Origin of the sequence: Agromyces sp. LHK192 (genome assembly GCF_004006235.1) — a bacterium.
Lineage (GTDB): Bacteria > Actinomycetota > Actinomycetes > Actinomycetales > Microbacteriaceae > Agromyces.
Genome location: NZ_CP034753.1, coordinates 1,814,778 through 1,824,449 on the forward strand (window position 1 = coordinate 1,814,778; position 9,672 = coordinate 1,824,449).

Annotated in this window: 11 protein-coding genes; 7 read left to right on the forward strand and 4 right to left on the reverse strand. The window is 72.2% G+C overall.

What is annotated here, in order from left to right; translation table 11 throughout:
• The first annotated feature begins 172 nt into the window (after positions 1–172).
• The 5 genes from ELQ40_RS08100 to ligD all read left to right on the forward strand — a co-directional run bounded on the left by ELQ40_RS08100 (position 173) and on the right by ligD (position 5,719).
• The gene (locus ELQ40_RS08100) at positions 173–1,861 is read left to right on the forward strand and encodes a sodium:proton antiporter (protein WP_127793230.1); all 1,689 of its coding nucleotides are present in this window, start codon (positions 173–175) and stop codon (positions 1,859–1,861) included.
• A 223-nt stretch (positions 1,862–2,084) separates the two neighbouring features.
• Positions 2,085–3,005, forward strand: a complete 921-nt coding sequence (locus tag ELQ40_RS08105; protein ID WP_240666001.1) for a hypothetical protein — start codon at positions 2,085–2,087, stop codon at positions 3,003–3,005.
• Positions 3,006–3,136: 131 nt separating this feature from the next.
• Positions 3,137–4,177 (forward strand): YihY/virulence factor BrkB family protein, encoded by a 1,041-nt coding sequence (locus ELQ40_RS08110; protein WP_127793231.1) that lies wholly within the window; start codon positions 3,137–3,139, stop codon positions 4,175–4,177.
• Positions 4,174–4,680, forward strand: a complete 507-nt coding sequence (locus ELQ40_RS08115; RefSeq protein ID WP_240666002.1) for a nitroreductase family deazaflavin-dependent oxidoreductase — start codon at positions 4,174–4,176, stop codon at positions 4,678–4,680. The genes ELQ40_RS08110 and ELQ40_RS08115 overlap by 4 nt, the downstream gene beginning before the upstream one ends.
• Positions 4,681–4,690: 10 nt before the next feature.
• The gene (gene ligD, locus ELQ40_RS08120; protein WP_205649457.1) at positions 4,691–5,719 is read left to right on the forward strand and encodes a non-homologous end-joining DNA ligase; all 1,029 of its coding nucleotides are present in this window, start codon (positions 4,691–4,693) and stop codon (positions 5,717–5,719) included.
• Positions 5,720–5,731: 12 nt separating this feature from the next.
• Here the strand turns inward: ligD and ELQ40_RS08125 are convergent, their stop codons facing one another.
• A complete protein-coding gene (locus ELQ40_RS08125; RefSeq protein WP_127795206.1) occupies positions 5,732–6,439 on the reverse strand; it encodes a GTP pyrophosphokinase family protein in 708 nt (235 codons plus the stop codon).
• Between the two features lie 139 nt (positions 6,440–6,578).
• Here ELQ40_RS08125 and ELQ40_RS08130 point away from each other — a divergent pair, with 139 nt between their 5' ends.
• Positions 6,579–7,067, forward strand: coding sequence for a VOC family protein (locus ELQ40_RS08130; protein WP_127793232.1), 489 nt, complete (start codon positions 6,579–6,581; stop codon positions 7,065–7,067).
• A gap of 20 nt (positions 7,068–7,087) precedes the next feature.
• Here ELQ40_RS08130 and ELQ40_RS08135 read toward each other — a convergent pair whose 3' ends face one another.
• Positions 7,088–7,501, reverse strand: a complete 414-nt coding sequence (locus ELQ40_RS08135; RefSeq protein ID WP_127793233.1) for a YchJ family protein — start codon at positions 7,499–7,501, stop codon at positions 7,088–7,090.
• Positions 7,502–7,684: 183 nt separating this feature from the next.
• On the opposite strand from ELQ40_RS08135, the gene ELQ40_RS08140 reads away from it, so the two are divergent.
• Positions 7,685–8,539 carry a hypothetical protein gene (locus ELQ40_RS08140; protein ID WP_240666003.1) on the forward strand — a complete coding sequence of 285 codons (855 nt, stop codon included), beginning with the start codon at positions 7,685–7,687 and terminating at the stop codon, positions 8,537–8,539.
• A gap of 120 nt (positions 8,540–8,659) precedes the next feature.
• Here the strand turns inward: ELQ40_RS08140 and ELQ40_RS08145 are convergent, their stop codons facing one another.
• A complete protein-coding gene (locus ELQ40_RS08145) occupies positions 8,660–9,358 on the reverse strand; it encodes an NAD(P)H-hydrate epimerase (protein WP_127793234.1) in 699 nt (232 codons plus the stop codon).
• Between the two features lie 4 nt (positions 9,359–9,362).
• Complete coding sequence (locus tag ELQ40_RS08150) at positions 9,363–9,656, reverse strand: GNAT family N-acetyltransferase (protein ID WP_127793235.1); 294 nt, start codon at positions 9,654–9,656, stop codon at positions 9,363–9,365.
• Between the last annotated feature and the right edge of the window lie 16 nt (positions 9,657–9,672).

Below are 9,672 nucleotides of genomic sequence, written 5' to 3' on the forward strand. Positions count from 1 at the left end.
CGGATGCCTGTTCCACCGAAACGGCCCGGCACCTTCGGGTTCGCTGTGAACGCGCATCCGACGGTGCTGCGCACGCGCTCGCCGACGGTGCAGACTGGTGCCGGGCAGACTGGTGCCGGGCAGGCCGGAGCCGGTGGGCGGCTGCCGGATGCCACGGCGCGAAGGGGAAGCGATGGAACTGCTCGTCGTGCTCGTGCTGGGCCTGCTCGGCATCGCCGGCGCGACGGCGATCGGTCCGCGCCTGGGCGTCTCCGCGCCGCTGCTGCTCGTCGTGGTCGGCATCCTCGTGAGCTTCCTGCCGTTCGTGCCGGAGGTGGTCGTCGATCCCGAGTGGATCCTCGCGGGCGTGCTGCCGCCGCTGCTGTACTCGGCGTCGGTGGCGATGCCCTCGATGGAGTTCCGTCGCGAGTTCAGTGCGATCAGCGGGTTCTCGATCGCACTCGTGGTCGTCAGTTCGGTCGTGCTGGGCCTGCTGTTCGCCGCGATCATCCCCGAGCTCGGCATCGCGGGCGGCATCGCCCTCGGCGCGATCGTCAGCCCGACCGACGCGGTCGCCACGTCCATCGTGAAGCGCGTCGGCGTGACGCCCCGCATCGTCACGGTGCTCGAGGGGGAGAGCATGCTCAACGACGCGACGGCGCTCGTGCTGCTGCGGTCCGCGATCGCGGCCGGCGCGGCATCCCTCTCGTTCTGGAGCATCGCGGGCGACTTCCTGTGGGCGGTCGCGGTGGCCGTCGTGCTCGGCTTCGTCGTCGGCCGGGTCAACCTCTGGGTCAGGTCGCGCGTGAAGGATGCCACGGTGAACACGGTGATCTCGCTCACCGTGCCGTTCCTCGCGAGCCTTCCCGCGGAGGCGCTCGGCGGGTCCGGCCTGGTCGCCGCCGTCGTCGCCGGGCTGGTCACGGGGCGGAACGCGATCCGCAGCCTGCCGCCGCAGCATCGGGTCTCCGACGCGCAGACGTGGCGGGCGATCGAGCTCGTGCTCGAGGGCGGGGTCTTCCTCGTCATGGGCCTCGAGATGGCGGCGATCCTCGACGACCTCGCCGACACGGCGTACGGCATCCACCACGGGCTCCTCCTCGCCGCGATCGCGCTCGTCGTGGTGCTGCTGGTGCGGGCGGCCTGGGTGTTCCCGACGCTCGCGGTGTTCGCGAGGCGCAACCGCCGCGCCGCCGCGATGAAGCCGCGATTGACCGCCGTGAAGGATCGACTCGAGTCGCGCGACCTCCAGCAGATGACGGAGGAGATCGCCGAGCGTGCCGCCGCGACCGGTCGTGGCGTCGGCCGGGTTCCGAGCGCGGAGCGGATGGCGCGCTTCCGCGTGCGGATCCGCCGCAAGGTCGCCGACCTCGACTACTTCCTCGCCGTCCCCCTCGGCTGGCGCGAGGGCACGGTGATCGTCTGGGCCGGCATGCGCGGGGCGATCACCCTCGCGGCTGCACAGACGCTGCCGGCCGACACTCCGGCGCGATCGCTGCTGGTCCTCACCGCGTTCTTCGTCGCCGGGATCTCGCTGATCGGCCAGGGCGGCACGCTCCCGTGGTTGGTCCGGCTGGTGAAGCCCGCGGGGATCGATCGCGGGGCTGTCGCGGCGGAACGACAGCAGATCGCGGCCCTGCTCGGTGAGGTGACGGATCGGGTCCTCGCGCGCCACGAGGGGTTCTCGCGGGAGACGGGCACGCCCGCGCAGATCCGCGAGGTCCGCCTCGAGGCGATCCGCGCGCAGCGCGAGGCGTTGCTCGCCGCGCGGGACGACGGCCTCTACAGTTCGGCGATGCTCGCCGAGGCGCTGGACACCCTCGACGCCGACCAGATCAGCCTCGACCTCCGGGCGGAGCGCGACGAGGAAGCCGCTGCGTGAGGTCCTCGCCGAGGCGATTCCGGGCGATCACTGAGGCTTCCTCGCGGTTATCACGGTGCCGGCGCCGCCGCATCGGCATGCACGACATTCACAGACAAAGGTGAGGACTCGTGGAGAAAGCCTGTGCAGACTGGCGGCTTCGCCTCGGCGACCCCCGCACCGAACCAGTGAAACCGACCCGTCGGCGCCCCCCGGACAGCACCGGTGTGCCCGGCATGTGAGCATGCAGAACCAGATTTCCCCCGAAACCCGCACGCCCCAGCCCGCCGCCCAGGGCGGCACCCGCGCCGAACGGCGCGCGGCGCGCATCGCGCGCAACCGCTACGCCCTCGCCGCAGGAGCCGTCGTCGCCGTCGGCGCCGTGGTCGGCAGCGGATTCGCGGTCGACTCCGCGGTCGCCGCGCAGAACGACCGCGTCGAGGCGACCGCCGCGATGACCGCGGCCGCCAACCCCGACGCCGAGCAGCTCGGCGCGCACGACACCATCCTCGACGCCCGCGCCGCCAAGGTCGCCCAGGACACCCTGGCTCCGGCACGCGATGCGATCACCGCCGCGAGCGGCAAGGTCGACGCCGCGGCGCTCACCGCGACCGTCGCCAACCTCGACGACTACGAGTTCCTCTCGCCGTCGCGCGTCTTCGCGCTCGCCAAGCAGGCGAACGAGGCCACCGCGACCGTGCAGGGCCAGGTCGCCGAGTTCGACCGCGTCGCCGCCGAGCAGGCTGCCGCTGCTGCGGCGGCGAAGGCCGCCGAGGAGGCGGCGGCCGCCGCAGCCGCTGAGGCCGCGGAGAGCTCGTCCGGCACGTCGACCTCGTCGCGCCCGACCGGCCCGGCGAACCCGAGCGGTGCGCAGGCGATCGCCCGCGACCTCATGCTCGCCCAGTACGGCTGGGGCGAGGACCAGTTCGGATGCCTCGTCTCCCTGTGGAACCACGAGTCCGGCTGGAACGTCTACGCCTCGAACGGCTCGAGCGGCGCATACGGCATCCCGCAGGCCCTGCCCGGCTCGAAGATGGCCTCGGCCGGGGCCGACTGGCAGACCAACCCCGCCACGCAGATCACGTGGGGCCTCGGCTACGTCGCCGGGCGCTACGGCACCCCCTGCGGCGCATGGGACTCGTTCAACGCCAAGGGCTGGTACTGAGTCCGGGTCGAACCGACCGCCTCGGCCCCGCCGCACCTCATCGTGCGGCGGGGCCGTCGCCGTCTGCGGGGTCCGACCGCGGGTTGTCAAGCGCCGTGCCGAGGTCCCCGGCGCGCCGGTAGCCTGTGGCCATGGCATCCGACGGCGGTCAGGCGAACGGCGATTCCGGCGGCGTCGTCGCACGCGCCCGACGGCTCGTCGAATGGGTGCTCAGCACGAAGCCCGCGCGCGCGTTCCTGCTCTACCAGGAGCATCGGGGCGCCATGCTCGCCGACAGCGTCACGTATCGCGCCCTCTTCTCGGTCTTCGCCGGCGTCTTCCTCGGGTTCGCGATCGCGGGCATCTGGCTCGCCGGCAACCCCGAGGCGATGGACGCCCTCATCGCCGCCGTGGACACCGCGATCCCGGGGCTCATCGGCGCCGATGCCCTGATCCGCCCCGAGGATCTCGTGCAGCCCCTGACCTTCGGCATCGCCGGAACCCTCGCGCTGATCGGCCTCGTGGGCGCCGCGATCGGTGCGATCTCGAGCCTCCGGCTCGCGCTGCGCCAGCTCGGCGACCTGCCCGACGACCAGACGCTCTTCGTCTGGGTCATGCTGCGCGACCTCGCGATCGCGGTCGGGTTCGGCGTGCTGCTCGCCGCAGCGGCGGCCGCCACGGTGTTCAGCACCGGCGCCGTGGCGCTCATGCTCGGCTGGTTCGGCATCACCGCCGACGACGGCTTCTCGGCGTTCACCACCCGCGCGATCTCGATCCTGGTGACGTTCGCGATCGACACGGTCGCCGTCGCCGGCCTCTTCCGGCTCCTCTCGGGCCAGCGGCCGAGCGCCCGTGAGCTCTGGGTGGGGGCGATCCTCGGGGGGATCGGGCTCACGGTGCTCCAGGTGCTGTCGGGCCTGTTCGTCGGCGGGGCGACGAGCAACCCGCTGCTCGCGTCGTTCGGCACGATCATCGCGCTGCTGATCTGGTTCAACTTCTCGGCGCAGGTGATCCTCATCGCGGGCGCCTACATCATCACGGGCATCGACGAGCGGCGCGATCGCGTCGCCGAACGCTTCGGGGCGAGGTCGATGGCACTGCGACGCCTCAAGCGTGCCGAACGGCGTGCGCACGAGGCGGCGGCCGAGGTGCAGGCGGCGCACGAGGCGCTCGGCGAGGCGGATCGGCGGTGAACGTCCAGCAGGCGCTGCGACGGATGGTCGCCCCGCTGACCAGGACCAGGCTGTTCCGTCGCTGGGCGCCGGTGGTCCTCCCGAACGTCGAGCGCTACCTCGCGCGGCTGACCGGCGGGCGGGTGCAGCTGAGCGCGCTGCTCGTTCCCTCGCTCGTGCTGCACACGCGGGGTGCGCGAACGGGGGAGCCGCGCGACACCGAACTCATGTACACGCCCGACGGCGACGGGCGTGCGATCGTCGCCGGCACGAGCTTCGCGCGCGACCGTCACCCTGGCTGGACCTACAACCTGCTGGCGCATCCGGATGCCGCCATCACGGTCAGGGGCAGGCGGATGCCGGTCCGTGCGACGCTCATCGCCGACGCCGAGCGCGATGCGGCTTGGGACCGGATCGAAGCGCAGTGGCCGGGGTACCGGGGGTACGAGCGGGACTCGGGCCGCGTCGTCCGGCTGTTCCGGCTGCAGCCCGTGCGCGGGACGGGCGTCGGTCGGGTGCGGTAGCGTCTGCCGCATGGCCTCCGACGCCGTCATCCTCACCGTTCCCGGCCCGCACGGCGATCGCGACGTGCGCATCTCGAGTCCGTCGCGGGTGCTCTGGCCCGACGCCGGCATCACGAAGCTCGCGCTGGCCGAGTACCTCGTCGCGGTCGGCGACGCCTTCGTCGCCGCCAACGGCGCCAGGCCGGTCTCGCTCCAGCGGTTCCCCGAAGGTGTCGAGGGCGAGCAGTTCTACTCGAAGAACCCGCCGCGGGGCGTCCCCGAATGGGTGCGGTCCGTCCCGGTGACCTACCCGAGCGGCAGGTCGCACCCGCAACTGGTCATCGATGAACCCGCGGCGGCGGTCTGGGCGGCGCAGATGAACACGATCGTGTTCCACCCCTGGGCCTCCCGCGCCGATGCATCCGACTTCCCCGACGAGTTGCGCATCGACCTCGACCCGCAACCGGGCACGGGGTACGCCGAGGCCGTTCCCGCCGCGCTGGCCCTGCGCGACCTGCTCGCCGAGGTCGGGCTCACCGCATTCGCAAAGACCTCGGGCAATCGGGGCATCCACGTGTTCGCCCCCATCGAACCGGTCCACGAGTTCCTCGACGTCCGCCACGCCGTGATCGCCGTCGCGCGAGAGCTCGAGCGGCGCATGCCCGATCAGGTCACCACCGCGTGGTGGAAGGAGGAGCGCGGCGACCGCGTCTTCGTCGACTACAACCAGGCCAACCGCGATCGCACGATGGCGGGGGCGTACAGCCCGCGTGCCCTGCCGTGGGCGCCGGTGTCTGCGCCGCTCGGGTGGGACGAGGTCGAGCAGGCCGATCCGAGGGACTTCACCGTGCTCACCATGCCGGCGCGGCTCGCGGAACGCGGCGACCCGTGGGCGAGCCTGCACGACGAGCCCGGCCGGATCGACGCCCTGCTCGAGTGGTGGCAGCGCGACCTCGACGACGGGCTCGGCGAGCTGCCGTTCCCGCCCGACTTCCCGAAGATGCCCGGCGAGCCGCCGCGCGTGCAGCCCAGCCGCAAGAACGAGGCGAACTGGGAGTGACCCGCAGGGTCCTCAGACCGCGACGGGTCCGTGACCGCCGTGCCGTGGCACGGGTTCGCCGTGCACCCGTCGATGCAGCGTCTCCATCCGCTCGTCCAGTTCTGAGGCCGTGCGCGCTGCATCGGTGAGCTGATCGAGCAGGCTGTCCGGCACCTGCCGGTCGTACTTGTAGTAGATCTTGTGCTCGAGGCTCGCCCAGAAGTCCATCGCGATCGTTCGGATCTGCACCTCGACGGCGACGGGATGCGCGCCCGTCGAGAGGAACACGGGCACCTCGATGATGGCGTGCAGGCTCTGGTACCCGTTCGCCTTCGGCGAGGCGATGTAGTCCTTCACCCTGAGCACGGTGACGTCGGGCTGCGCGGTCAGCAGTTCGAAGATCCGGTAGGCGTCGGAGACGAAGCTGCACGTCACGCGCACGCCGGCGATGTCGGTGACGCGTTCGGTGATGGACTCGAAGCTCGGCTCGATGCCCTTGCGCTGCAGCTTGGCGATGACGCTGTCGAGGCTCTTGAGGCGGCTCGAGACGTGCTCGATCGGGTTGTAGTCGTGGGCCTGGTTGAACTCCTCGCGCAGGATCGAGAGCTTCGTGATCACCTCGTCCATGCCGAACTTGTAGCGCAGCATGAACCGCTCGGTCTCGTCGCGCAGCGTCCGGATCTCGGCGAGCGCCTGGGCGTCGAGCGTGTCGAGCGACTGCTGCGCGCGTGCGGTCAGCATCGGCAGGCCGGGGGAGTTCCGGGTGGGCGGGGTGCCGTCGAGGGGGGTCACGCCGCCACGGTACGCGGCCAGTCTTCGAATCCCCTCTGATTCGCCGGTGGATCTCGCGTGGCCGGCCCCGGGCTGCGAGGATCGCGGCATGACGGATGCCCCGCGCCCCATGGTCTCCCAGCTCCGTGTCGTCGTGGAGGCGGCCGACTTCGACGAGGCGGTCGCGTTCTACCGCGATGTGCTCGGCCTGCCGGAGACGGTCGCGTACGCCGAGGGCGGTGACGACCGGGTCTCGATCCTCGAGGTCGGCCGGGCGACGCTCGAGATCGCGAGTCCGGGGCACCGTCGCGAGATCGACCGCATCGAGGCCGGCGGGCGCGAGAGTCCGCGCATCCGGCTCGCGTTCGAGGTCGCGGATGCCACGGGCACGACGCGCCGGCTCGAGGCCGCGGGCGCGACGGTCGTGGCGGAGCCGGTCGAGACGCCCTGGCGTTCGCTGAACTCGCGGCTCGACGCCCCCGCCGACCTCACGATCACGGTGTTCGAGGAGCTCGCCGACAGCCACGAGCGTGCGGCCGAGGCAGGGTTCGCCACGGATTCCGAGCGGAGCCGAGGCGCGGCGCCGCCCTCCGACTGAGCGACGACGTCCGCCGGCGTTCAGTCGATCGCGTCGACGTACCGCCAGCGACCGTCCTCACGGAGGAAACGGCTGCGCTCCCGCATGGCGCCCGGCCCTTCGGCGTCGCGGTAGCGCGCGATGAACTCGACGACGCCCGTGTCGTCGAACGGCCCGCCGCGCTCGGTCGCGACGATCTCGAGCGACCGCCAGGTCGTCGCCGCGTCGAGCTCGAGCGACGTCGGACGGGTCGACGGATGCCACGTCTCGAGGAGGTAGGCCGGCGCATCGATCGCGTACGACGTGTAGCGGCTCCGCATGAGCTGCACGGCGGTCGGGGCCTGCGCGGAACCGGAGAGGAACGGTGCGCAGCAGTCGCCGAAGATCGCACCGCTGCGGCACGGGCAGCGTTCGCCGGGGGCGAGCACAGGAGATTCTGCGGAACGATCGGGCATCCCTCGAGTATGCCCGTCGTTCCGGGCATCGCGGCGGACTCGGCTGGCGCAGCGGACGCGCCCGGTCATGGTTCGCACAGGAAGACCTGAGGTTCTGTCCAGTTTCGCCGTGCAGGGTGTTCGACTTGTGCGCCTCTGCTCGGCGGGCGCAGCACCCCCGACCCCCTGTCGAGCCGTACCACTATGCGAAACCAGACTTCCCCCGCGAACCCCGACGTCCAGAACGCACCCACCGCCGACACCACAGAGCAACCCGAGACCCGCCGTGCCATCCGCCGCGGCCGGATCGGCCGCCGACGCCTCATCGGCATCGGCGCCCTCGTCGCCGTCGGCGCGCTCGTCGGCACCGGCTTCACCGTCAAGTCGGCCGCCGACGCCCAGGCCCGGATCGAGGCCACCGCCGCGGTCACCGACGCGACGGGCCTGCACCGCGACCAGCTCGGCGCCTACTCGACCGTGGCCGCTGCCAAGGCGATCCACTCCGCGCAGGACACGATCGCCGTCGCCCAGTCCGCGCTGCAGACCGCCGACGGGAAGGTCGACGCCTCCGCGCTCGCCTCGTCGGTGGCCTCGCTGGGCGAGTACGAGACGATGCCGATCGACTCGATCGTCGACCTCACCCGCCAGACCAAGACGCAGGCCGCCGAGGCCGTCGCCGCGGCCGCCGAGCACGACCGCGTCGTCGCCGAGCAGGCCGCGGCTGCGGCCGCCGCGCTGGCCGCGGCGAACACGCCCGATGGCGCGAAGGCCTTCGCGCGCGACCTCGCCGCCTCGCAGTACGGCTGGAACGACTCGCAGTTCCAGTGCCTCGTCAACCTGTGGCAGAAGGAGTCGGGCTGGAACTACGAGGCGATGAACGCCTCGAGCGGCGCCGCCGGCATTCCGCAGTCGCTGCCCGGCACCAAGATGGCCACGGCCGGCGCCGACTGGCAGACCAACGCGCAGACCCAGATCCGCTGGGGCCTCGGCTACATCGCGGGCTCCTACGGGACGCCGTGCGCCGCGTGGTCGCACTCGCAGTCGGTCAACTGGTACTGATCCGGATTCGACCTCCGGAACCGAATCGGCCGACCGCCCTCGCGGCCGGCCGATTCGCGTCTGCGCGGTTGCGTCGGCGCGGTCGTGCCGGCTCAGGCAGGTCTGCGCGGTCGCGCCGGTTTAGGCGCGCTCGACGAGCGGCGTCACGTTCGCCAACTCGGCGCCGAGTCCCAGGTCGACGACCTCGATCGCACCTGCGTAGTCGGCGCCAGGCTCGATGAGCAGGCCCGCCTTCGCGGCCCCGAACGTGACCGTTCGCACCGCGCGGAGCACCGTGGGGTCGGGCACCGAACCGTCGTCCGGGTGGATGCCGCTCGGCAGGTCGACCGCGATCACGGGAGCTCCCGTCCGTTCGAGGACCGGCCGCAGCGCGGCGACGAGTTCGCGGGCGGCGCCGCGCAGGGCCGGCGACGTGCTGCCCGTGCCGAGGATGCCGTCGACGACGAGCGCTGCGCGCTCCGCCGAGACCGCGAACTCGCGACCGACGGCCGTTGCGCCCGAGGGCGGCGCCGTGAGGAAGCGCGCCCCGGCATCGCGCGCGGCTGCGGCGGCATCCGGATGCATCCGCGTCGAGGTAGCGGCGACCGTCACGTCGACGCCCTCGCCGGCCAGTTCGGATGCCGCGTAGAGCGCGTCGCCGCCGTTGTCGCCCGCGCCGACCAGCGCGAGGACGGGCCCCTCCGGAGCATCCACCCGTCTGAGCTCTCGTCGTAGCGCGGCCGCGAGCGCCGCCGCGGCCATCCGCATGAGCGGAACGCCGGCCGCGAGGTGCGGGGCTTCCGCCGCACGTACCTGCGCGGCCGAGTATCCGGCGACCATGGTCTCAGACCGCCCGTGGGTCGAGCAGGTGCGCGCGATCGGGGTGCCGGTCGAACCACTCGCCCACGTACCAGCAGCTCGGCACGATCCGAAGTCTCGAGTTCGCCTCCACGTCGTCGACGGCGAACGCGACGACCGCGCCGGCGAGCCCGCTCCCGCGATACGGCGGATTCGTGAACGTCCTCGTGAACGCGACCGAGTCGCCGAGGATCCGGTAGTCGAGCACGCTCGCCGGCACCCCGCGGATGCGGAGGACGTATCGACGAGCGTCGGGTTCGTGCGAGATGTCGTGGTCCACGGGGTTCAGGCTACGC

Excerpts from the sequence above, each read along its gene's own strand:
- ligD (WP_205649457.1), top strand. The coding sequence starts at position 4,691 with ATGGCCTCCGACGCCGTCATCCTCACCGTTCCCGGCCCGCACGGCGAT.
- ELQ40_RS08100 (WP_127793230.1), top strand. The coding sequence starts at position 173 with ATGGAACTGCTCGTCGTGCTCGTGCTGGGCCTGCTCGGCATCGCCGGC.
- ELQ40_RS08130 (WP_127793232.1), top strand. The coding sequence starts at position 6,579 with ATGACGGATGCCCCGCGCCCCATGGTCTCCCAGCTCCGTGTCGTCGTG.
- ELQ40_RS08135 (WP_127793233.1), bottom strand. The coding sequence starts at position 7,501 with ATGCCCGATCGTTCCGCAGAATCTCCTGTGCTCGCCCCCGGCGAACGC.
- ELQ40_RS08140 (WP_240666003.1), top strand. The coding sequence starts at position 7,685 with ATGCGAAACCAGACTTCCCCCGCGAACCCCGACGTCCAGAACGCACCC.
- ELQ40_RS08105 (WP_240666001.1), top strand. The coding sequence starts at position 2,085 with ATGCAGAACCAGATTTCCCCCGAAACCCGCACGCCCCAGCCCGCCGCC.
- ELQ40_RS08110 (WP_127793231.1), top strand. The coding sequence starts at position 3,137 with ATGGCATCCGACGGCGGTCAGGCGAACGGCGATTCCGGCGGCGTCGTC.
- ELQ40_RS08145 (WP_127793234.1), bottom strand. The coding sequence starts at position 9,358 with ATGGTCGCCGGATACTCGGCCGCGCAGGTACGTGCGGCGGAAGCCCCG.
- ELQ40_RS08125 (WP_127795206.1), bottom strand. The coding sequence starts at position 6,439 with ATGCTGACCGCACGCGCGCAGCAGTCGCTCGACACGCTCGACGCCCAG.